21 protein-coding genes are annotated in these 21,867 nt (G+C 37.8%); 10 read left to right on the plus strand and 11 right to left on the minus strand.

Features of this window, described 5'->3' with window-relative positions:
* Positions 1 to 112 precede the first annotated feature (112 nt).
* Together BVC89_RS06890 and BVC89_RS06895 are read right to left on the minus strand one after the other, a co-directional pair.
* Complete coding sequence (locus tag BVC89_RS06890; RefSeq protein ID WP_086930480.1) at positions 113 to 889, minus strand: anti-sigma factor family protein; 777 nt, start codon at positions 887 to 889, stop codon at positions 113 to 115.
* Position 890: 1 nt separating this feature from the next.
* Entirely contained in the window at positions 891 to 1,382 is a 492-nt protein-coding gene (locus BVC89_RS06895) for an RNA polymerase sigma factor (RefSeq protein ID WP_216825102.1), read from the minus strand.
* Between the two features lie 221 nt (positions 1,383 to 1,603).
* Here BVC89_RS06895 and BVC89_RS06900 point away from each other — a divergent pair, with 221 nt between their 5' ends.
* Positions 1,604 to 3,082 (plus strand): S8 family serine peptidase, encoded by a 1,479-nt coding sequence (locus BVC89_RS06900; RefSeq protein WP_158657815.1) that lies wholly within the window; start codon positions 1,604 to 1,606, stop codon positions 3,080 to 3,082.
* A 53-nt stretch (positions 3,083 to 3,135) separates the two neighbouring features.
* Positions 3,136 to 4,263, plus strand: a complete 1,128-nt coding sequence (locus tag BVC89_RS06905; RefSeq protein WP_086930482.1) for a DUF2855 family protein — start codon at positions 3,136 to 3,138, stop codon at positions 4,261 to 4,263.
* 20 nt (positions 4,264 to 4,283) lie between these two features.
* Here BVC89_RS06905 and BVC89_RS06910 read toward each other — a convergent pair whose 3' ends face one another.
* The 3 genes from BVC89_RS06910 to BVC89_RS06920 form a co-directional block, all read right to left on the minus strand.
* Positions 4,284 to 5,225, minus strand: coding sequence for a surface lipoprotein assembly modifier (locus BVC89_RS06910; protein WP_086930483.1), 942 nt, complete (start codon positions 5,223 to 5,225; stop codon positions 4,284 to 4,286).
* 232 nt (positions 5,226 to 5,457) lie between these two features.
* The gene (locus tag BVC89_RS06915) at positions 5,458 to 6,828 is read right to left on the minus strand and encodes a sensor histidine kinase (RefSeq protein ID WP_158657816.1); all 1,371 of its coding nucleotides are present in this window, start codon (positions 6,826 to 6,828) and stop codon (positions 5,458 to 5,460) included.
* On the minus strand, positions 6,797 to 7,486 hold the full coding sequence (locus BVC89_RS06920; protein WP_086930485.1) for a response regulator transcription factor: 690 nt from the start codon (positions 7,484 to 7,486) through the stop codon (positions 6,797 to 6,799). Before BVC89_RS06920 ends, BVC89_RS06915 begins: the two co-directional genes overlap by 32 nt.
* 368 nt (positions 7,487 to 7,854) lie before the next feature.
* Here BVC89_RS06920 and BVC89_RS06925 point away from each other — a divergent pair, with 368 nt between their 5' ends.
* The 3 genes from BVC89_RS06925 (at position 7,855) to BVC89_RS06935 (ending at position 9,778) form a co-directional block, all read left to right on the plus strand.
* Positions 7,855 to 8,238 (plus strand): hypothetical protein, encoded by a 384-nt coding sequence (locus BVC89_RS06925; protein ID WP_086930486.1) that lies wholly within the window; start codon positions 7,855 to 7,857, stop codon positions 8,236 to 8,238.
* A 492-nt stretch (positions 8,239 to 8,730) separates the two neighbouring features.
* The gene (locus BVC89_RS06930; protein WP_086930487.1) at positions 8,731 to 9,030 is read left to right on the plus strand and encodes a carboxymuconolactone decarboxylase family protein; all 300 of its coding nucleotides are present in this window, start codon (positions 8,731 to 8,733) and stop codon (positions 9,028 to 9,030) included.
* A 55-nt stretch (positions 9,031 to 9,085) separates the two neighbouring features.
* On the plus strand, positions 9,086 to 9,778 hold the full coding sequence (locus BVC89_RS06935) for a cupin domain-containing protein (RefSeq protein WP_086930488.1): 693 nt from the start codon (positions 9,086 to 9,088) through the stop codon (positions 9,776 to 9,778).
* Positions 9,779 to 9,906: 128 nt separating this feature from the next.
* Here the strand turns inward: BVC89_RS06935 and BVC89_RS06940 are convergent, their stop codons facing one another.
* The 3 genes from BVC89_RS06940 to BVC89_RS06950 all read right to left on the minus strand — a co-directional run bounded on the left by BVC89_RS06940 (position 9,907) and on the right by BVC89_RS06950 (position 11,609).
* Positions 9,907 to 10,509, minus strand: coding sequence for a hypothetical protein (locus BVC89_RS06940; RefSeq protein ID WP_086930489.1), 603 nt, complete (start codon positions 10,507 to 10,509; stop codon positions 9,907 to 9,909).
* 344 nt (positions 10,510 to 10,853) lie between these two features.
* Positions 10,854 to 11,105 (minus strand): hypothetical protein, encoded by a 252-nt coding sequence (locus BVC89_RS06945; protein WP_086930490.1) that lies wholly within the window; start codon positions 11,103 to 11,105, stop codon positions 10,854 to 10,856.
* Positions 11,106 to 11,354: 249 nt separating this feature from the next.
* Entirely contained in the window at positions 11,355 to 11,609 is a 255-nt protein-coding gene (locus tag BVC89_RS06950; protein ID WP_086930491.1) for a hypothetical protein, read from the minus strand.
* A gap of 249 nt (positions 11,610 to 11,858) precedes the next feature.
* On the opposite strand from BVC89_RS06950, the gene BVC89_RS06955 reads away from it, so the two are divergent.
* Positions 11,859 to 12,728, plus strand: a complete 870-nt coding sequence (locus tag BVC89_RS06955) for an alpha/beta fold hydrolase (RefSeq protein ID WP_086930492.1) — start codon at positions 11,859 to 11,861, stop codon at positions 12,726 to 12,728.
* Between the two features lie 63 nt (positions 12,729 to 12,791).
* Here BVC89_RS06955 and BVC89_RS06960 read toward each other — a convergent pair whose 3' ends face one another.
* The 3 genes from BVC89_RS06960 to BVC89_RS06970 all read right to left on the minus strand — a co-directional run bounded on the left by BVC89_RS06960 (position 12,792) and on the right by BVC89_RS06970 (position 17,428).
* Positions 12,792 to 13,682 (minus strand): hypothetical protein, encoded by an 891-nt coding sequence (locus BVC89_RS06960; protein ID WP_086930493.1) that lies wholly within the window; start codon positions 13,680 to 13,682, stop codon positions 12,792 to 12,794.
* 408 nt (positions 13,683 to 14,090) lie between these two features.
* The gene (locus BVC89_RS06965; RefSeq protein ID WP_158657817.1) at positions 14,091 to 15,857 is read right to left on the minus strand and encodes a two-component system response regulator; all 1,767 of its coding nucleotides are present in this window, start codon (positions 15,855 to 15,857) and stop codon (positions 14,091 to 14,093) included.
* 212 nt (positions 15,858 to 16,069) lie between these two features.
* The gene (locus tag BVC89_RS06970; protein WP_086930495.1) at positions 16,070 to 17,428 is read right to left on the minus strand and encodes an MATE family efflux transporter; all 1,359 of its coding nucleotides are present in this window, start codon (positions 17,426 to 17,428) and stop codon (positions 16,070 to 16,072) included.
* A 969-nt stretch (positions 17,429 to 18,397) separates the two neighbouring features.
* On the opposite strand from BVC89_RS06970, the gene BVC89_RS06975 reads away from it, so the two are divergent.
* The 4 genes from BVC89_RS06975 (at position 18,398) to BVC89_RS06990 (ending at position 21,825) form a co-directional block, all read left to right on the plus strand.
* Positions 18,398 to 19,249, plus strand: coding sequence for a LuxR C-terminal-related transcriptional regulator (locus tag BVC89_RS06975; RefSeq protein ID WP_086930496.1), 852 nt, complete (start codon positions 18,398 to 18,400; stop codon positions 19,247 to 19,249).
* A 194-nt stretch (positions 19,250 to 19,443) separates the two neighbouring features.
* Entirely contained in the window at positions 19,444 to 19,779 is a 336-nt protein-coding gene (locus tag BVC89_RS06980; protein WP_086930497.1) for a hypothetical protein, read from the plus strand.
* A 144-nt stretch (positions 19,780 to 19,923) separates the two neighbouring features.
* On the plus strand, positions 19,924 to 20,538 hold the full coding sequence (locus tag BVC89_RS06985) for a LysE family translocator (protein WP_086930498.1): 615 nt from the start codon (positions 19,924 to 19,926) through the stop codon (positions 20,536 to 20,538).
* A 1,035-nt stretch (positions 20,539 to 21,573) separates the two neighbouring features.
* Positions 21,574 to 21,825 (plus strand): hypothetical protein, encoded by a 252-nt coding sequence (locus BVC89_RS06990; RefSeq protein ID WP_086930499.1) that lies wholly within the window; start codon positions 21,574 to 21,576, stop codon positions 21,823 to 21,825.
* The last annotated feature ends 42 nt before the right edge of the window (positions 21,826 to 21,867 follow it).

A 21,867-nucleotide genomic window follows, 5' to 3' on the forward strand; every position in this document is an offset into this window, starting at 1 on the left:
TCAAAAATAGCCGAAAAAGCGGAGTTTACATAAAGTTAATGAGCATTGAGAGGAGACTTTTAACGCGGCAACGGCAAGTGCAGCTGTTATGACATAACTTTTAGTCTTTGTTCTATTGTTCATAATTCAAGACTTCTGTTTCTTGCTCGATATTTAAAGGGATACCCTTAATTTCGTCTTGTATATAACGACTAATATCTTTTTCAGTTTTGCTGCTAGCAGGTTGATAGCTGTTATTGCTACTTTCGTCAGCAATATGAATCGAAGCAACGACTTTATTTTTCCACGTGTTATTTTCCAAGCATGCAAGCCCCCTTATAGAATCGTGACGACTTTGAATGCGATATTGGCGGCACAGTACATCGTCTTGTCTGCTGAATGTTAACTCCGGTGTAACCTTAGTATCGCGGTGCTCAATAGTATTACCAGATAGAGTTGTACTCAGCACTTTTTGTAAAGCTGGCAAAGGCTCACGGGTATCGCTCACTAGTAACTCGGCTTCAGATGGTGAGTAGGTTAAATATTGTTGAACTCCTAATATTCCAATAGCTAGAGTAATACTGGCGGCGAGTGAGCGTTGCCAGTTCCACCATGACTGACGAGGAGCAGGCACAGCGTTTTCCGTTTCCGTATATTGTTTATCGAGCTGCTCTAGTAGCGCCCTATCATCGTTTAAAAGACGTTGAATATTGTCGGGCATAGGTTCATTGTCTAGTTCTCTAGCGGCTGCTTGTAAAATACGGTCATTATTTTTTAATACTGCCAATTGTTCCCTAAGTTCTGCCGATTCTGTTAGACGTTGTTCGAAGGCTGCACGTTCGTCAGCAGATAATTCTTCATCAATATAGGCACTAAGTATAGCTATATCGTCGTTTATCTCTGTATTCATTTTATTCGTGTCCTTTGCGGTTTAATAAGTTGGCAAGGCTAGATCTTGCCCGCGCAACTCTGCTCATGATTGTCCCTGTTGGTACCCCTGCTACTGCTGCAGCCTCAGCGTAACTCATACCTTCTATGGCAACTAAACTTAACGCAATTCTATTGCTATCGGACAATAACGACATTTTTTCCATTACCTTTGACATCTCCATTTGCGCATGTACATGTTGCTCGTTATTGTCATCATTGGGAACGATGATACGTTCGTCGTTGGCTGCTTTCATTCTTACACCCCTGGCTCGAATTTCGTCTATCCATAAGTTTTTGCATACAGTGAACATCCAAGCAATCGGCTCTCTATTATCTGGAATTTCCGATTTGAGAAGCTTCACAATCAGGTTTTGCACTAAGTCTTCTGCATCAGCCTTGGATCCCGTGAGGGAATACGCGAATCTCCGTAAGCGAACAAATTCCTGCTCTATAATCTGTTTGATATCTTTCACGGCAATCTCTTCTATGGTTTCGCTGTGTAGACGTTTCGGCTTCGAGGTTTATTCCATAAAAAAATAATTTTTTGGAATGATAGAAAGTCTCTGCACGTATATATAAAGTACACAATATATTCGATTATTCCGCACCTGAGGTTTTAATGCTCTGTAAACGTATCACAAATTCTATGTTGCTTTGTTTAGCACTGTTGTTTTTCCCCATTTTCAACGGCGCTATGTTCAGTTTGCCTTATGCAAGCGCTTGGGCTCAAGGTGTTGAAGAAGAGATTGAAGAAGATGTGGAAGATGCGATCGAAGAAGATGTCGAGGATGCTATTGAAGAGGAGGTGGAAGATTCCATCGAAGATGAGGTAGAGGATGCAATCGAGCAAGATGTGGAAGATTCTGTGGAGGAGGATGTTGAGGACGAAGTAGAAAATGATTTGGAAGAAGATGTAGAAGACGAAGCAGAAGATGAGACTCAGGATACGATAGATGAACATCTTGAGAAACTCGAAGATGAGGATACTGATACAGATACTGATGAGGAGCAGGATGATATTGATGAAGAGTTGGAAGCTAATATTCAACAAGTTGAAGATAGTATTATGGAAAATTATGAGCAGGATCAGAATGGCTTTTATCGTATTCGAGATCGCCTGATTATTTTTACAGACAAACAATCACTTGAGCTTTTACAAAATAGTGGCTACGTTATCGATAAGCAAACACCCTTAAAGGGGCTAGGTAATATTTTAGCTGAGGTAATTGAGCCTGAAGGTGTTGATTTATCGGTGATTCGCAATACACAAATACAGGTACTTTCTGCCGAAACGGAAATTGATTATAACCATTTATATCGTCCTAACAGCGTGTTTAAACGTCGTAATATTGTAAAGCCTAATGTTCCCTCAGGCCCGGTGAGTAGCCATCCTGGTATACTTATGAAAATTCGCAATACCAGTAAACTTTCTCCTAAAATTGGCCTGATAGACTCGGCAATTGATGCCTCTCACTCTGTTTTTAATACCTGTAACATACACGCTAAAAATTTTATTTATGAGCCTAGTGCCAAAGTGTTAGTGGATCATGGCACTGCAGTCGCTTCGATTATGTGTGGTGCAGGCAAGGAATATCAAGGATTACTACCAAAAATGGAGCTGTTTGCTGGGAGCGTGTTTTACAATCATGCAGCTCTTGGTCAGCAAGCAGCTGTTACCAGCTTAGTACTTGCTTTAGACTGGCTTGTTCAAATTAAGGTGCCTGTTATTAATATGAGTTTATCAGGGCCCCCTAATCGTGTATTGCAGGCAGCTATTCAAAAAGTTACTGAGAAAGACATTCTTGTCGTCGCTGCTGCTGGTAATGCAGGGCCGGCAAGTGCACCTTTGTATCCGGCGGCGTATCGTGGAGTGGTTGCTGTTACTGCAGTTAATGATCAATTAAATGCCTATTACCTCGCCAATCGCGGAAATCATATCGATTTATCCGCGCCAGGTGTCGATATCTCTCATGCCGTCCCGGGAGGCCTATTTGGGCAGTCTTCGGGAACTTCTTTTGCCTCTCCTTTCGTAAGTGTTTTACTTGCGACTCTTTCTTTGCAGGAGCAAAACCCCAAAGCAATATTGAAAAGTGTATTAGAGCGAGCGCAAGATTTAGGCGTACCAGGACCAGATCCCATCTATGGACATGGTTTAATACAAGCATTACCATAAATTTAAACTCTATTTATATTTAATTAACTCTACATAGCCAAAGGTATCAATGAATGACCGAGCAACTAATTAAAGCGACAGAAATATGGGTTGAAAAAACCAATGTCGCCAATAGTAAAATTGTGGAGCAAGAACTTGCTGTGGAAAATCTTTCAGAGGGAGAAGTATTGCTAAAAATTGATAGCTTTGGTTTTTCGGCTAATAATATTACTTATGCAATGTTCGGAGATAAAATGGGGTATTGGGGCTTTTTCCCCGCCAATGAACAATGGGGGATAGTACCGGTATGGGGTTTTGCTACCGTGATAGCCTCTACTCACCCTGCTCTTAAAGTAGGCGAAAGAATGTACGGTTATTTGCCAATGGCTTCACATTGGATTGTGCAAGTCGGCAAGGAATCTGCTACAGGTTTTATCGATGTTCATCCAAAGCGCAAAAGTATTTCGCCTGTATACGATAACTATCTTTATTGCGCGGCTGATCCGGGGTATCGGGAGGATCGAGAGCCGTGGCAGCTTAATTATCGCCCATTATTTATGACTTCTTTCGTTTTAGATGACTTTGTACGCGAAGGTTTATGTGAAGCCCAACAAAACAGTAGCGATGTTCGGCAGGTGATACTAACCAGTGCTTCGAGTAAAACTGCCTACGGCGCAGCCCATCTACTTTTAAAACATAAGGCCGAGAGCGATTTGGGTTATCAAGTCATTGGACTGACCTCTCCTGCAAATAAGGAGTTTACTTCTAGCTTAGGCTGCTACGATAAAGTTTTTGCTTATGATGAAGTAGATGCCTTGTCCTTTGAGCAAAACTCATGGGTGTTAGATTTTGCTGGCAATAAATCATTGCTATTACAGCTACAGGTGCTGTTGGGAGATAAGTTAGGTAAATTGTTATTAATTGGCTCGACTGATGTTGAAGCGCAACAGGATAAACCTGATGGTAACCTGAATAGTGAATTTTTCTTCGCTCCTAGCCAAGTGAAAAAACGGATGCACGAATGGGGGAAGGAAGGTTTTTCTGTTAAGTATGCTCAAGCGTGGCAAGGTTTTGCTACCCAGCTAGGTGATAATCTCAAAGTAGCTAGCTATAGTGGCGCTGAGGCAATTCAAAAAGTTTACCAATTTGGTTTGCAGGGTAGTTTAAGTAATGCTGAACTTAATGTACTGAAGTTTGATTGATCAACATTACTAAAAGAATATCAGGATGCGAAATCAAAGGTAATACTGGTTGTATGCTGCAGGTAATCTGCAGCTTGTAAGGTCGAGGTAAAATCGGCGTATTCATATTTAAATGTAACATTTGTGTTTTTATTAAAAGGAACTTTCCATGCAATAAATGCTTTATTTCTGTCGTCATGACGTCGTTCATCTCCAGCAGAAAAAGCATCGTTATAGTCTCTGTTTTCGAAACTCCAGCCGATACGAAGCTTGGTTTTTTTGTTAAATGCTTCAATACTTTTTATCCAACGTACCTTAAAGGTATTGCCGTCATAATCAAAAATAGAAGATAGGGAATCTTCCTGCTTATATTTGATGCCAAGAGATATGTAGTGATTGGTTCCACTCATAAAGTAATAGTAATCCAGGCCCACGGCACCTGATTCTGCATCCCGCTCTGAGCGACCACTAAACGACTTATCGGCAGCGGTGAAATTTGCTCTGATGAAGGATTGCGATGTGAAATTATGGCTTATAGAGGGAGAGAGATTACGTATAGTCAGGAAGTCGTTATTCCCTAAAGTGATATCAATATAGTAGCCCGTCAGCCCAAAAGTTGTTTTATCTTGTTTGTATGATAGTCCGGAGGAGGCTTTGCGAATTTGCAGATCAAAGTTATCAAAGGTGTGGTGTAATGTTTGATCCACACCCACATTGGCTGATATTGTGAACTTTTTGTTTAACCGTGTTTTATAGCTCAAGTCTGCGCCTAGGCTGGCAAGGTTATCCCCTTGAGCTGTATTTGAGTCCAATTCATTTACTGAAACATTACTATCGTGTTCAGCGCCAACACTGGCCTTAAACTGAAATGGGGATTTAGCAAAGGCTATTTCACTCCGCGAATATAAGATAATTACCGTTATTGCAGGTATTAATAGGCGATAAGTCTTTCTGAAAACCTTTATTAGGGCCGAACCTATCATATTGATTACCTAACCGTTTTGAATAAATTTGTGTGTTTGGCGTGCTATCAACATAGAAATCGAATAGTTGATCTTAGCCCTAGCTGATCAACCTGGAAAATATGAAAACAAGTTTGCCAGGTTAATATTAGAGCCTATTTGTTGCATTTTTGCACGTGCATGTTAACGTCTATCGCTATATAAGATATACGTTTAAACCTGAGTTTTTATTCCATACAAACTGATATAAATGTTAGGTCTTCATGAGAGTAGGAGGGATATGAATTTTTATTTGTAACCCGTTTGCTATATTTTGTAGTTGTATCTTCCACTGGTGATGGTCAAGAATAGCTTTTGTCATAGTTAAACCTAAGCCGTGGCCTACACTGCCACGGTGTTTCTCTGCACGATACATCCTTCTAAACACGGCTTTTTGTTCTTCTATTGGTATTCCTTCGCCTGAATCTTGTATCGTAATAAGATGAGTATTATCAACAAGCTTTTCAACTTTTATACTAATATCTCCATCTTTGCGAGAATACTTTATTGCATTCTCGATAAGATTTGACAGTGCTTGAAAGATTAGGTCTTTATTAGCTTTTACTACAAGTGGGTTAAGGGAGCTTAGTAATCTAATGTTTTTCTCTTCTGCGATAGGTTCGTATAGCTCTACTAGGTCGTATATCAAGGTATCCATATCTACCTCTTGCTTCGTCACTTCCATGGTATGAAATTCCAGCTTAGTAATACTTAAGATACTGTTAAATAGAGATAATATATTGTCGGCACTGGCAATAAGTTTTTGCTTCTCCTCGTCTTCGTATTCCAAATGCTCAAGTTTATTTCTCAAATGTGTTAATGGTGTTCTAAGGTCATGGGCAATATTATCTGAGATTTGCTGAACTCCTTGTAATAAGCTTTGTATTTTGTCTAGCATAATATTGATATTCTCAGCTAAACTATCGTAGTCATCATTATGGCGAGTAAGAGGAACTCTTTTGCCAAGGTTCCCCTGAATAATATTATTACACGTTTGATTAATATCATTGATACGGTTAACCGTGCGTTTCGTGTAATAAAACATAGCCAGTAAGAATAATAAAAATGTTGCAATAATAAATGAAATAAGTGCGCTTTTAAGAACTCCCTTTGCTCTGAGAAAGCTCTCGTCACTCATAGTGATGGATATTAATTTGGTGTCGTCTATAGGGAATTCAAAGTTGTAGCTTTCTGGCAAAATAAAGCGAGATAAGAACGAGTGAAAGAACGATGGCTCATAATTTTCAACTACTTCGTTTTCTACGTAAATAGCACCCTCGATATCCCTCAGAGCATGATCGTCGTAATTAATTATCGTGAATTGTAAATTTCTTTGTTGTTTGATTTCTTGTAAGGCTTTTTCTTTTGCTGCAAAGGAGTCGGGTGCATCTTTACTGTATAATACATTTTCTATTGCTTCTAACTCCTGGTTCTCCATCACACTGGTTTCCCACAGTGTTACCAGGGAAATTTGATATAACATAACTAATACAACAGTAAATATTAACCATGCACTTCCCATCACGTAAAAGGTAAAACGGAAATTTGAACTGCTAACTAACTTTTTTGTCTGGGCCAAGAACATACCCATAACCTCTAATAGTATGTATTAGGTGGTTCTCAAATGGCTTATCGATTTTATTGCGCAAACGAGATATATGAACATCAATAATATTTGTTTGAGGATGAAAATGATAATCCCACACGTTTTCCAATAGCATAGTACGTGTAACAACTTGTTTCTGATGCCTCAATAAATATTCCAGTAATCGATACTCACGTGGTTGAAGTTTGATAATTTTTCCAGCACGTATTGCGTCGTGTGTCAGTAAATTAAGGCGCAGGTCATGACAGTAAAGCTCTGTACATTGTTTTACAGGGTCTCGTTTTCTACGCGATAGTACTTCAAGGCGCACCTGCAGTTCAGAAAAGGCAAAAGGTTTGGTTAGGTAATCATCGGCACCGGCTTTAAGGCCTTCAACACGGTGACTGACTTCGCCTAGAGCACTGAGTATTAGAATAGGTGTATTGACCCCTGTGGTGCGTAATGTTGTAGTAACAGCAATTCCGTCCACTCCAGGCAACATACGATCAAGAATAATCACGTCATAGTTTTCACTTGAAGCTTGTAACAGGCCACTTTTGCCACAGGTGCATACATCGACGGTATAGGCTGCCTGTTCAAGTCCTGAGCGGATGAAAGATGATACCTCGCCGTCGTCTTCAACTACTAGTACTTTCATATGTTAAACCTTCATCATAGCTCGCAGAAGAATAACATTTTTGGCCATCTACAAAATATTAAAAATAATTAATGTTTAGGTAAGTATTTGGTAATTCGACATTGCGTACTATGGGTTTACTACCCGTTAGTTTTTTATTCTTAGCCTGATGTTAATGGGTAAAGAGCCTTGAGTGCGGTAAATAAGATTATGCAAGGTCTTGAATTTGCTCTTCTTTTTTATAGAAGCTAAGGCAATAGTGTTTTAATAAAATTTCTGGAGAAAGTAAAGTGAAAAAAATGTATCTAGGACTAATTAGTTTTGTAACAGTTTGTAGCACAAGCGTCTTGGCCAATAACAATCAGTGTCAACAAGAAATGGAATATTGCATGACATATCATGCAAGTAGCTGTTTTGATGATAACCAAACTTTTATTATTGATGATTCATCCGAGGATCTTGTGTCTTATGAAAGGCAAACTATAGTAGAGCCATTCTTAAGCGATCTAGATTTAAATTCAAGCCAGCAAAAACTATTGGATGAGTGGCAAAAATTTGTATTAGAAAAAGGCAAAAAACAAGATAAATTATTCTTAGCTCTGGAACAGAGCTCGGTTAGCCTATTTAGGCAGCTTGAATTGCAGTTTGAACTCGCTGAGTTGGATAAAGATATTGTTATGGGGGAAATGGAGTTTCTCGAAAAGTTTAAGCGTATGTTACGTCCCGAGCAGGTCGAAAAATTGGCAAATTATGATGTTCATCTGAACGATTGAGTTTAGTAGGCACCTATATCGGGCTAATGAGCTTGCAGGGTATTTACTGAGAACACGGATGTTCAAACGTAAATTAAATTTTTGCGAAAAGGGTTAATACAAAACATACTTTCTAGTGCATTTGAATGCATGTGATAAATGAGAACATATTAGCGGTCTCATGTTCTCTAACGTCCTAAGCAAGCTCTGCGCTGTATTATCGCAAACTATAGAATCCGGTCTATGGTTATGGGGGGTATGCTGCGGTCAGAGCTTGGCACTAATAGCCACTAAATACACCCCTGTATTGTTGCTATCCCTCTTTTTTGCCTCTACTGCCTAAAATGGGGCATATATCAGCATCTAAGCAAATTCCGAGCAGGCATGCGTAAATTGTCTATCACTAGGTAGGTTTTTCTTGACAACAGAAGAGTTTGATGTGAATATATATCTATCAGTAGATAGATATATATTTTGATTTGTTTAAATTGGTTTGAAACAGGAGCACTAATTATGTTTGATATGAAGAACTTACAGAAGATTGCTAATTTGAAAGAGAATGCCCCTGAGGCAATGGCTGGATTTTTGGCATTGGATGAAGCAGCCCTGAAAGAAGGTGCTATACCTAAGAAATACAAAGAACTGATGGCGCTTGCCGTAGCGCTGACAACTCAGTGTGGTTATTGTCTTGAGGTTCACCGTAAAGCAGCATTAAAAGCGGGCGCAACTGAAGAGGAGTTGGCAGAAACCACTTTTGTGGCTGTTGCACTTCGAGCGGGTGCTGCACTTACTCATGGTACACACCTAGTATAAGTGTATATCTATATTCTATTTTGAAACGTTAATGCTTACTAACAGGAATCTTATTATGAAAATTAATGCGGAATTTGACCAGCGCGTTGTCGTCCATAGCCAGGAAATGGAATGGGTAGAATCGCCGATGCCTGGCGTATCAAGACGCGCTCTTGACCGTGTGGGGGGGGAGGTTGCCCGGGCGACAACTATTGTAAAATATGAACCTAACAGCCACTTTTCACCCCATGTTCATACTGGCGGCGAGGAGTTTATCGTACTTTCTGGGGTGTTTCAGGATGAGCATGGAGACTTCCCTGCGGGCTCCTATATTCGAAATCCTCCAGAGTCTAAACATAAGCCTGGCTCAGATGATGGTTGCGTTATTTTTGTAAAGCTTTGGCAATTTCAGCCAGAAGATAGAACTCATGTACGCCTTAATATGAACTATATGCAAACCATACCTCACAAAGCATTTGAAGGTATTTCTTTTGCTCCTCTTTACAACGATGAATATGAGGATGTCGTTGTGATGGATTTTGATGCTAATGCCGAATTAAATCTTGATGTAAAAAATGGGGCAGAAATACTTGTATTAGAAGGCGAAGTAAAAGAGGGTGATGATTTGCTTGTGCAGCATAGTTGGTTACGAGTGCCACAAAATGAGAAAATACAAGCAAAAGCTGGTGGAAAAGGTGCGAAAGTTTGGATGAAGACCAGACACCTTGATCGTGTTGATCAGGAAATTACTCGTGTCACTAATGCCTAGGTTTGTTAAAGGTAAGAGCTAATGTGTGTCATCACTTCTCTGTAGTTTTGTGATGACACGTGTGCTCAATATGCTGAGCCATAGAAATTAGCGATGTTAAACGGAATAAGCGTGGCTAAACTCATTGTTTATAGCAAACCATCAATCACTTTCCAGCCCTTATCTTGGACTTTACCTGCCTTAGCGTAAATAGCTTGATGGTAGGCTGTAAAGGTTGCAGAGCTTGCAAGTGACTTATTGATACATTGAATAAGTGAGTTGCAGTGTTCAAGTCGGTTGGGATTGATATCGTGGCTAATTTTTTCCACAGGGCCGTAGACTTGAGCATAGCCAAAACTTGTTAAACCAATAAGTTCGCGCCCGGTCACTCTAAATATTCTATCGATAGGTTCACCAGATTTATAACTGCTGTTAATTATGGAACTACTAGAAGGCTTTGAAATTAATTCAAAATTAATATGGCCGTGTATACCGCCTAGTACCCAAGAATCATTGAGAATGATTGACCACGAAGAGGAGCGCAGCACGCTGCCTTTTTGGTGTAAGTTGGTTCTTCCTAACCTATCCAGAGCAATGTCCAAATCTTTCATTAAGCCGGCAATCAAGCGTCTATTATCTGTGTGGTACGCATTATTATAAATTATCCAGCAGGCATCCTTATGTTGATTATTGTTAAACTCATCAGGGAGGTAATGTGAAATTTCTTCTTTAAAATCGAATTCTGTGTACATATGCACATCCTCATTTATCGTATTCTTTACTTAAATCTGCTCAGACAGATTTCAGATACTGTATGAAATTCTCTGCTCTCAAAATGCTTGAGCAAATATTGTACTCTTGTGCTAGATATCTTTCACTAGAATTAGGTTATCAAAAAACAGGTTTTATTAGCTAAAAATAGTATTTTATTGGCCACCGAGCTCTCTAACTTATCGCCAGAGATTGAGGTTTATGTGTCGTACAACTGTGTATGTAAACAGCCTATGTTATATAGGCTATTTCGCAATAGCATTAGGGGTATTATGGCTTTTCTATATTAGTTTATTTGGATCAAATAGGGGAGGCTATATAAAGCTTATGAATCTGAATTGATAAATGACCAGCGCCAGTTTTTAGGTATAAGTCCCCTACAAGAATACTCAATATAATATTGGATATTTTTAAGCATCCTATTATCCATAGGTACGACTTCGATAGTGGCTTCGTATTCACTTAATGTTATCACAACACCATGTTTTTTTGAGATCTCTCCTAGTTCGCTACAAAATCTTCTCAGACGGAGTTTTTCATAGTAAGTCATTTGATCTTTACCAAAAACTTTTATCACAGGTCTACCTTGGCTATATAAAATCAGAGTTCGATTAGATTATTTGATGCAGGTCTACTTTCGTAATAAAAAAACTAGATATGCTACGAGTGGGAGTAGTTGCCATTAATTTTTAAAATAATACAGCAGCAATTTTTCGTTCGAGTAGTTTTAAAACGGTGTTGATATTTTGTCTTGATGAAAAGCACCGTTATTTACTACGAAAGCTATATTGATAGGTGCTCCGAAATATTTTTAAGCGTTTAAATTCTATTGAAGCGAATTCTCTGTAGACAATTTATTGTTGTCTGAAATAGATATTTGCATATCCTTTCTTATCTGCTCAAGAAGCTTCTTACACTGAAAATATTGGCCATTATTTATCATTTCGATACCATCGGCAATTTCTTCTAGTAAATCGTCAACAACATAGTGCATAACCGTCGTTGAATAATCTTTCCCTTCAATGTTGTTATCAAATGGTTCATTTTCTGGGTTACATTTTACAATCTTTTTTTGCAGCATTATCTTTACCATAGAATTATATTGAAATTAGTTTTTATTATGAACATTTACCATGTTTAGTTGTAAATTATTCGCCAGTTTTTAGTGTTAATATATTCAATTGCTTTTGTTCTTGACATAAAAAAATATCAAATTTGATATGTCTGTTTTATATGTTTTTTTGAATTCAAATTTACCCAACAATAATGTCATTCCCACTCTGATATATTTAAATCTCAACATTCAACCAAATATAAAAAGAGGTTTTCAGTGGAAATTAATAATGTCTTCTTGGGTGGTCATGAATACCGTTATGCTTTTTACAGAAATAATTCGTTACATGCTCCATTTGGAATTTTTCTTATGGGTAATTTGCAGGAAATTGAATCAGTAAAATTTTTTTCTGAAAAATTTTCAGAATCGCTAAATCTATTTGTTGTAGAAGTTCCCGGTACTGGGCTAACAAATCCTCTACCTGCTGTATTTAATATACAGGAGCAGGCAAATTTGCTTAGAGATTTTATCGAAGAAATGAACATTGATAGTGCCCATGTTTTAGCCTTTTCGTATGCAACACCAATCGCACTAGAATTGTGCGTTAATTGGGCAGGGGCGATAACTTTAACAATGTGTGGCGGTATGGCCGGCATACCTACAGAATCCCGCCTCGCCACTATGGCAATACTGAGCGATGCAATACGTGATAAAAAAAAGTTTGCCGATGAATTTATTAGTCGCTTAACTTGTGCGGATGAACTAATACCACGGGGAAAAGTTATTGCCAGAAGCGCTAGGCAAAAGGTGCATCGATATAGCGAAAAGCAAGTTTTGTGCTTTTGTGAAAATACTGTTCGTATACTTTCATACAAGCCTTCCGATATTTCAGGTTTAAAAATACCTTGCCTTCTTTTCATTGGTGAAAAAGACCCATATGTTACAGTTGCAAATGCAAAAAAATTAGTGGACTCGCTACCTAACTGCGAATTCTCTGTAGTTAAAAATGCTGATCATCTTGTTCACCTAGAGCACCCTGAACGGACTGCTGAGTTAATGCTCAAGTTAACTAACGATCATGTTAACTATTACCCTTTGAATAAGGGGCATATAAATGCAGGTGTGAATCTTGAGGCTATTTGCTAATTAATTCAAACTATATGGGTGAGTATATATAGAGTGGTTTTTTGCACTAAATTTTTGGTAAAACTACTTTTGTAAACTCTTTACATATATCTGTGCCATATTGATAATTATTGCGACAACCCTGTCTTTATCATCTCGTGTAATGTGACTCATTAGTTCGACAAGCTTAGTTTCTCTTATATGTTGCACAAGTCTCACTGTGTGAAACTGAGGGTATTTTTCCATGTAAGAAGTGAACGACATCGCATCAGTTAGATGAAAGCCTAACTTTAGTCGAGCTGCAATTTCCACGGGAAGAACAACAGGGTTATCTGGATCTTCACACTGGGCGTAACGGTGCTTAGACAAATTTAAGATTTTAGCAACTGTGCTTGCTTTCAAATTGTATTGCTCTCTGAAATTTCTGAATGCTAAAGCAATAGAGCGATAATAATCATAAGCAAACATATCCATGTCTAAGACTTCAGGAAACAAAAATTGGTTGTCATCATAATCATCAAGGGAGCCATATTTTTGACGAACTTCACTTATCAATGCATCGACACTTGCTTTTTGCGATGAGTTTAAAATATCGTAAATATAGGTTAGGAGAAGGGAGAATTGTTTTTTTGGTAGGATACCGCAGTGAATTAATGCTTTGACCGAATAATTATCCATACCTCTATAGGATTCTTTTATCTTTAAACCCCTATAAAAAGAGGGCATAGGAACCATAGTCAGCCAACTATATGCAGCAACAACATGTATCGGTCGCATCTTGTTATAACTGGGTTGCAAATAACGCTTCCACATTCCACCAGATATCTTAGTGAAATGCCGTTCTAAATCAGTGTAGCTCCATCCTTGCGTCTTACGAATATAGGCCATAGACATAGATACATTAATATTTACCTGTGTAAGTTCAGAATTAATGTATTCTAATTCGCTATCACTGACTGGCTTTATATTGTCCATCACTTATTCTATTGCATGCTTTTGATGAGTCCGCTCACACTATTTGTAACATGTATTCGACAATGCAAACATTCTCAAAATTAATCATTTGTATAAGCGGCGGTATGATACCGATTTTTTCTCAGATCAGAAACTGAAATCTTTACCTTAAGGTTGACAACCTTAGAGCCTGAATGCATTAAGTAAAACATGGTGTTTTTAACAATTAAACATAGTGATAGACCTATCTATCTCAATTAGAGTTTACATGCACAAGATTTTTGGCGTCGAAATTCGCAATAGTTACTCAAGGTTTAAGTGCAATGAGCCTTTGAGCGCTGCGAGAAGTTTCTACCTGTAAATTAAACTCATGCCTTTCAGGTTGGGCTTTATAGCCTTAAAAGCCTGTGAAAACAGACTCTATTTAGCTTAGTGAGATATTTTCTTATGTTTTCTTTGTTGCATTTTAATTATGTTATCTTTCTTTTCAGGCGTCCAGTCAGCTCTCGGTTTACACCAATAGTAGCCCTGTCCTTCATTACAATTTAGACTATGTAAATACTCTTTTTGGGCTGCCGTTTCTACACACTCAGCTACAACTTTCATATCCAAAGCATTGCCTAAAGCAATAATAGCTTTCAATAAAGCTTTTTCACTTTTTGTGCTGTTTTTGTCACAGATAAAGCTACCATCAATTTTTAATGTATCGATAGGAAAGTTATTAAGATAACTTAGAGATGAAAACCCAGTGCCAAAATCATCGATAGCTAAACCAACCCCCAGGGCTTTTAATGCATTGAGATGTTCGATAATCTGCTGTGTATCGTCTAGTAATACACTTTCAGTTATTTCCATTTCAATACGATGCTTCTTAACATGATATTTTTCTAATAAAGGTTTAACTATGTCATTAACGAAGTAAGGTTGATTAAATGAAACCCCTGATATATTGATTCCAATACTGATATTAGTTTCTACTTCACGCCATTGATAAGCTCTCTTACAAGCGGTTTCTAATACCCAAGCATCAATTTGCTCGATGAGTCCAACATCTTCTGCGAATGGAATAAATTGGCTAGGTGGAATATCCCCGATCTTAGGATGATGCCAACGTAGCAATGATTCGACCGAGTGAACCTTGCCTGATGTTAAATCTACTCTAGGTTGAAAATGTAATTCAAAGTTTTTTTCTGGTTCATGTAGTGCTTCTCGTAGTGCTTTTTCCAAAATAAAATAGTGACTACGTTTTTCATATAATTCTTGAGTAAAAAAATGTATTTGGTTTCGCCCTCGACTCTTGGCTTCATACATCGCCATATCTGCATTTTTAATTAAATGTTCGGGGCAGTTGCCATGGTTTGGATAGCATGCAATACCAATACTCGCACCCACATGACACAGATTATGGCCAAAGGGGATAGGCTTATTTATTTCTTCAATTATTTTTTCTGCAAGATGAGTCATCGCATCTCTGTCATGACTAAAGTGAAGTATTAACACGAATTCGTCACCACTAAAACGCGCTACGGTATCTGAATCACGTATTAGTTTTTTCATACGTTTGCCAATACATCGTAACACTTCATCCCCGGCGGTGTGACCTACTGTATCATTTGTATATTTAAAGCGATCTAAGTCGATAAAAAATATGGCGAACTGATATGAATTGCGTTGGGCTTGCATAACGGCTTGATGCAGGCGATCTAAAAAAAGTAAGCGGTTGGGCAGGCCGGTGCACTGGTCATAGTGTGCTAGAAAGCGCTCTCTATCACGCACTTTTGCCATATCTAGTTTAAACTGGTGACGCTCGACTACGTGGCGCAGTATGCGTCCTACTAGGCTGCTATCAGAGATATAGTGCTTAGGTATATAATCGTCGGCCCCTAGATGAACTGCTTCTATAGCGAGCATATCGCTATCTGTGTTAGATATAACAACTACTGGGGTATTGCTAGCCAATGATAACAGTGTGGTGATGGTTTCGACGCCGGCAGAATCAGGTAAATCTATATCTGTCAGAATAACATCATATTGTTGTTGCTCTATGAGCTCTTTTGCCCTGATCATAGCCGGAGCGTGGTCAAACTTTAGTGGAAGATCCGCGCTACTAATTGCACCATGAATGGCATGGAAATTAAGATCATTATCTTTTAAAAGTAACGCTCTTTTATTTCGATAGTCATCCTGGGCAGACATATATATGATGCTCATATTTAATCTGGTGGAATATTAAGCATAGATGGTTTTAAAATTAATCATAGTGATTAATATTCATTAAAATGTTGATTTTGGTGCAATAGAGTCATAAACACATATTAGAGTTTCACGTCGCTCAAGATAACTAGACAGCTAATCTTGCAATTGCTTATGGTATTTGACGGGTAATATCGCAGTAGTAAAATTAAACTTTACTCAATATTTGTCTGTTTGAATGAATTAAAAAAGTAATGTAAAAACAAAAATGAAGCGATACCAAAGACAATACTGCCAATCGCTTGTCCAATAAGCACACCCTGACTCCCAGAATATATACTGCCGATATAAACAAAAGGAACTGTTCCTAGTGTTGCTTTTAGCCAGTTCATAACAGTGGAATAATGAGGTTTACCTAAGTTATTAAATACTGCATTACTTACAAAGGTTATACCGGTAAAGATAAAAGATAGGGAGGCAATATTACAAAACAGTAAAAGTAAATTTGCTGCTTCACCAGTAGCGCCAAAGATATCCACTAACCAGTTCGCTATGATTAGTAATAATAGCCAAGTTACTGATACATAAACGCTAACAAATAAATAGGAGAAACTAATCGTTTGTTGGATGCGATGATAATTTTTTGCACCAAGATTTTGGCCAATTATCGGCCCAACTGCACCAGATAAAGAAAATACAATAGCAAATGCTATCGGTATTATTCGACCAATAATCGCGAAGCCTGAAACCGCACCATCATCATAGTTGGACATGACAGAAACTACATAGGCGTTACCTACCGGAGTCGCAAAATTAGTTAAAACCGCTGGAACTGAAAGCTTAAACGTTGCCAAGGCGCTGTTGTATAACTCTGTCGACGTAGTGCTGGTATAGTAATGATAATGCTTGATGAGAAGGACGCTTCCCATTATAAACATTGCTATTCTAGCAGCAGCTGATGCTAGGGCTGCTCCCTCGATACCTAACTCCAAAGAGAAAATAAAAATGGGATCGAGTATACCGTTAACAATACTGCCACATAGAGTAACCCACATAGAACTTTTGGCTGCACCAAGGCTGCGTAATACTCCTGCGAAACACATTGCCAGTGCTAAAAACGGCAAAGTAGGCATGACTATCTCTATGTATTGCTTGGCATAGAGCAAGGTCCTACCTGATGCCCCCAGAACCTCAAGCGTATATTGCATACTCGGTAGTAGTATAAGCAGAACTACGAGGGATACAATAAAGCTTAGTAATATCGAGCCTAGAAATTTCTCCTTAGCCTTTAAGTGTTCATCAGCTCCTATCATTCTTGCCTGTATAATGCCTGTGGCAATAGATAAGCCGATACATACCGAGGTAGTAAAGAAAGTCACTGAACTTGCATATCCTACAGCGGCTGTAAGCTCTACATCGGCCAGTAAACTCAAGAAGTACATATCGAGAAGATCCACTAAGAAAATTCCAATAAGTCCCACTGAGCCCATTAACGACATTTCTATCACGTGGCGTGGTATTGAACCCTCTACAAGCTTGGCCTTCTGTGAGTTGGTGTTTGTTTTACTAACCATTAATTGTTATCTACGATTTTAGAGCCGATAAATTCTTCTACGCGCTAACGCTCATCTATAGTTGTGAAAGCACTGGAGTTGCATTTGATCGAGAGCCTACCATTTTGGACTGGGTTGGCGAACTAAATGCGATCAGTTTGACCCCAAATAAGGTGACTGGTTGCAAGTATTTTGGTTGGCACCCAACATTTTACGAGCATTTTTGAATGGAAATTCACGATTATTTATACAAACTACCATAATATTGAATAATGACCAAACAATTGCTCAGGATTGTTCGTTTTTTGATCTCTCTTGGTTTGCTGTGTACCTAGCTTTATGCTCTTCAAGATTGACAAGCGGACAACCATTAGCAGTGACATTATCTTTGATCGGTCGAGTGTTTTTTGTGCATCTTTGTTGATCAGTTATATGCTTGTCTAAACTCCCTTGTAGAGAATATTTTCTATCCTGTAACGCTACTTGAAAAGTTTTAGCGTCTGTTGATGTACATTTAATTTGTCCTGTTTCTGCTCAAAAGTACTAATCGCTAACAAGCTCTCGGCTTCAAATATTCTAGCCTCAAATATTCCAATGCTAACAATTTGGTATGATCAAAATCATATATTTTTGAGTTTTGCGTTATGACTGAAAGTTTAATTCGAATTTAAAAATTCTAACTCAATATTTTTCTAAATAATGACGATGGGTAAATATTCACACATATCGATAGCGCCACTATAGCTTAATTATAAAGCGGTTTATTCTGCAATTAAGCTGGCGGCTATGTTAACTTTTGTGTGTTTTTTATAATTTGGATAAAAGTTCTATTTTAAAAAGTAATTACAAAGTTTTTATTGGCGTAACTTGAATTTGTTATCCCCTTATCTATAAAATTCTATGCCTTTATACAGTGACTTAAAAATTGAGAGCATTCTCAAGTCTTAATGTGTTGCTAAATAATTTGTCGATAATACTAAAGGAGTTTTTATGCGTCATAATATTGTAAAAGGACAAGCCGATTCACTGTTAGATAAGCTCAAAGTTTCGACTAGTATTGGCGCTGAGGTGAAAAGTCATTTTTCTTATGACTCTTCAGATTCTTTTTCTTTTATGGAAGAAGTCACTCGCGCCAATTCTTTGGATACAGTAGATAAGGCTATTGCTACTATTGCTTATCAGCATGGTTTTCACTATTACTCGATGTTTACAGCAATGACTTCCCTTAACAATAATTTACACTTACATTCTATTGCTCAGGGAAATTTGGACTACATGATGCACTATCGTGCTAAAGGTTACTTTTCGTGTGACCCGATGATTAGACTTGCGCGTTGTAACACCATTCCCTTCGTGTGGAACGCTCACAGTTATAGAGATAAGCTGGAGAGCGATCTTAGTATCAATGAGCGAGGAGTTGTTAATGACTCCCTTGATTTCGGTATGATTCAAGCGCTGAATATCCCTTTTCATTCGCCAACTAAAAGTAATGGTCTTCTTAGGTTTATACGTATGTATGGCGAGCCGATGAATAATAAAGAAATCTATAATTTTACTTCGGAAGTCACGCTTCTTTGCAGTATGATTTTTGAGAAAAACTGCCGACTATTAATGCCAGCTATGGAGGCTAACTCGCAATTTGCAATTGTACTTACGCCGAGAGAAATAGAAGTTTTACAATGGATTGCATGCGGCAAAAATCCTTCTTATATAGGCGACAAATTAGGTATCTCTGAAAACACCGTATTAACTCACTTAAAGAATATCAGAAAAAAGCTGAACGTGAGAAATATAACCCATGCGGTAGCCAAGGCATTAGCTCTCAAAATTATCTCGGTATAAGCTTTTTGCTCGAAAGCCCCGCCTTCGTATACAAAAAGCAGCTTTTAAGCTGTATATCATTACTTTAATAGCTACTTGTTATCGTATCAAAAAAGTGTGTTATAGTGTCTTTTTTGACCAGGATGCTAGTGGAAGCTCATTCCTAAAAATGGTTCTAGTTGCTATCTGGTTTTGTAATTAATGGAGTAAATATTATGCTTAAGTGCCATCTAAAATTCATTCTGACTATTGTTGTATTTTTTATGTACGGTTACGTACATGCTGATGTTACCTCTGAAATAGTTAAGATTGAGTTTGGCCCACAGCATGGCAATATTATTTTTGTCGATACTGTAAATGATAATCAAACTACCTGTTCTAATAATGGAGCAGGTTTTGACTATTCTTTTGATTCAAGCACTAACATAGGTGGTAAACTCTATTCGGCACTTTTGGCGGCACAGAGAAGTTCGGAAGCTATCACTATTCACGGCTCTGGCACTTGTTCCCATGCGAGTACGGAAGATATAGCCTGGATTAGAAGTCTATAAGGGAGTTAGTTGGCCTCATTCATGGGACTTTGTGAATAACAGTTATTTTCATTGATTAAGCTATTTTTCGCACCTTTATAAAACAGATTTACGCGATAGATTGTTGCTTACAGCAGCCTATAACTACTATTAAGAGATCATATTATGACACTAACAACCGCTTTTGCTCTATTTGGCGCTATGTTTGTATTGGCCCTTATTCCAGGGCCTGGTGTATTTGCTGTTGTTGCTCGTTCAATGTCGTCGGGGTTTCGCCATGGTGCAATTACTACCTTAGGAATTGTCGCTGGTGACTATGTTTTTATTGTTTTGACAGTATCGGGTTTAGTTGCCCTTGCAAATACTATGGGAAGTTTCTTTGTTATTTTAAAATATTTGGGTGCTGCTTATCTTCTTTGGCTAGCGATTTCCCTTTGGCGAGCCGAAGTGCATTCTGGTGATATTCAAGGAGTTAAAGACTTTTCGTTTATGTCCAACTTCTTAACGGGGCTATTTACCACACTTGGAAACCCAAAAGCGATTTTATTTTATATTGGTTTTTTCCCTACATTCTTGGATCTATCGACTATCTCTGTACTAGATGTATCACTCATACTCTTTATTGCAACAATTGCTATTGGGAGTGTCAAGCTCGGCTATGCTTTTGTGGCGAGTAATACTCGACGACTTATCTCTAGCCCTCGAGCGCAGAAAAGTACAAATCGTGTAGCTAGCTGCATTATGGCATGCAGTGGTGTATTGCTCGCTGTAAAGTCTTAGTAAGTGCTTCATCATTTAAGTCGTTATGAAATAATCTTAAGCTTCATCTGCTCTTGCATGATGAGTGAGTGGCGATATCACTTTGTCCAATATCGATTTGGGGTAATAGTAGAGCCATTATAGCCATAGGTTACCCCGGTAATAGGGTATGGTGTATGAGGCTAATATCTATTAGTAACTAATACCTTTCTTGTTGGTCAATAGAGTGCTACTAGTGATGTTCCTATAGCGAGTACTGACTTTGACGCTCACTAAAATTGTAATAGATGTTTTTTCATTATTTAGAATAGTAGTGCCTAGCTGTTGGCCCTAATCAGTTGTATTCGTTATCCTTATTTTTGTCCGATTTATTTTTATTTATTTCATACCGTTTAGCTATTGTTTCTAGACTGATATTGAAAGATTTTGGTAGCAACAGGCTTCAGTGAATATTTTATACTTAGCTTGATAAAAGTCATTATCTGATGGCGAATGAAAATACTAATATCGCTTTTCTGATAAAAAGTTCACCAAAAGATAGTGAGTAATAACTAATTGTCATCTAGGACTGTTTTTTTAATATCAAGCTGTGTTAATATTTTCGACAGTAAGTCCTCAGGTGGCATAAAAATATACGGCATAACTTTATGTATTGCCCTTATTTAGGCTTTCGGTAGATTTTTATGTATAGATAGCGTGTTAAATTTTTATAATTAAGAAACATTTAGGGAGTGAATAGTCTAATGGATTACATGAGTAATGTTATTTATCCCAAGATTGCGCCTCTCACTGTTTATTTGAGCTGCTTGTAATAAGTGCCACTTAACATTTACAGGAAACTAAGAGTAATTAAGTTACAAACTAATTTTTGTGCGTGAAATATAAATGTATTTTTTATTTCATTTATATAGTTAATGGCCTAAGGTTATTAAGTATGGCGGCACATTTTTACGTAACTAAAACCTTTGAGTGAATCATAGGTTCCCATATTTCATTATTGAATAGGGATGCATATTAGTCATATATTTAAAATAACTTATTGTAGGGAGTACAAAAGTGCAGTCTTTTAATATGAAGCTATTTCTCTCTTTTTCTCTATCTATCGCAGCAATCTTAATAGCTATACAGTTTTTTTCTGTGAGGGATATGTTGTGGAATACCTCGAAAAAATACAATGGAGGTGTTGTTCAAACTACATCTCAGCAAAGTGATATAAACTCTGCAAGAAGTGCCGCTACCTCTGTTCAGCAAAACCCTAACAGAGAAAGTAGTCAGGAATTTTTGATGAGCTCTGAAGTAAAAGAATAAACAATATTTTATTAGCCAATGCTAAGAGTATTTATCTCTATT

The sequence above is a fragment of the Agarilytica rhodophyticola genome, assembly GCF_002157225.2.
Classification (GTDB): Bacteria; Pseudomonadota; Gammaproteobacteria; order Pseudomonadales; family Cellvibrionaceae; genus Agarilytica; species Agarilytica rhodophyticola.

Bases quoted from the DNA above. Each gene is read 5' to 3' on its own strand.
- BVC89_RS06890 (WP_086930480.1), bottom strand. From the start codon at position 889: ATGAATACAGAGATAAACGACGATATAGCTATACTTAGTGCCTATATT.
- BVC89_RS06900 (WP_158657815.1), top strand. From the start codon at position 1,604: ATGTTCAGTTTGCCTTATGCAAGCGCTTGGGCTCAAGGTGTTGAAGAA.
- BVC89_RS06905 (WP_086930482.1), top strand. From the start codon at position 3,136: ATGACCGAGCAACTAATTAAAGCGACAGAAATATGGGTTGAAAAAACC.
- BVC89_RS06910 (WP_086930483.1), bottom strand. From the start codon at position 5,225: ATGATAGGTTCGGCCCTAATAAAGGTTTTCAGAAAGACTTATCGCCTA.
- BVC89_RS06915 (WP_158657816.1), bottom strand. From the start codon at position 6,828: ATGTTCTTGGCCCAGACAAAAAAGTTAGTTAGCAGTTCAAATTTCCGT.
- BVC89_RS06920 (WP_086930485.1), bottom strand. From the start codon at position 7,486: ATGAAAGTACTAGTAGTTGAAGACGACGGCGAGGTATCATCTTTCATC.
- BVC89_RS06925 (WP_086930486.1), top strand. From the start codon at position 7,855: ATGACATATCATGCAAGTAGCTGTTTTGATGATAACCAAACTTTTATT.
- BVC89_RS06930 (WP_086930487.1), top strand. From the start codon at position 8,731: ATGTTTGATATGAAGAACTTACAGAAGATTGCTAATTTGAAAGAGAAT.
- BVC89_RS06935 (WP_086930488.1), top strand. From the start codon at position 9,086: ATGAAAATTAATGCGGAATTTGACCAGCGCGTTGTCGTCCATAGCCAG.
- BVC89_RS06940 (WP_086930489.1), bottom strand. From the start codon at position 10,509: ATGTACACAGAATTCGATTTTAAAGAAGAAATTTCACATTACCTCCCT.
- BVC89_RS06950 (WP_086930491.1), bottom strand. From the start codon at position 11,609: ATGCTGCAAAAAAAGATTGTAAAATGTAACCCAGAAAATGAACCATTT.
- BVC89_RS06960 (WP_086930493.1), bottom strand. From the start codon at position 13,682: ATGGACAATATAAAGCCAGTCAGTGATAGCGAATTAGAATACATTAAT.
- BVC89_RS06965 (WP_158657817.1), bottom strand. From the start codon at position 15,857: ATGTCTGCCCAGGATGACTATCGAAATAAAAGAGCGTTACTTTTAAAA.
- BVC89_RS06970 (WP_086930495.1), bottom strand. From the start codon at position 17,428: ATGGTTAGTAAAACAAACACCAACTCACAGAAGGCCAAGCTTGTAGAG.
- BVC89_RS06975 (WP_086930496.1), top strand. From the start codon at position 18,398: ATGCGTCATAATATTGTAAAAGGACAAGCCGATTCACTGTTAGATAAG.
- BVC89_RS06980 (WP_086930497.1), top strand. From the start codon at position 19,444: ATGCTTAAGTGCCATCTAAAATTCATTCTGACTATTGTTGTATTTTTT.
- BVC89_RS06985 (WP_086930498.1), top strand. From the start codon at position 19,924: ATGACACTAACAACCGCTTTTGCTCTATTTGGCGCTATGTTTGTATTG.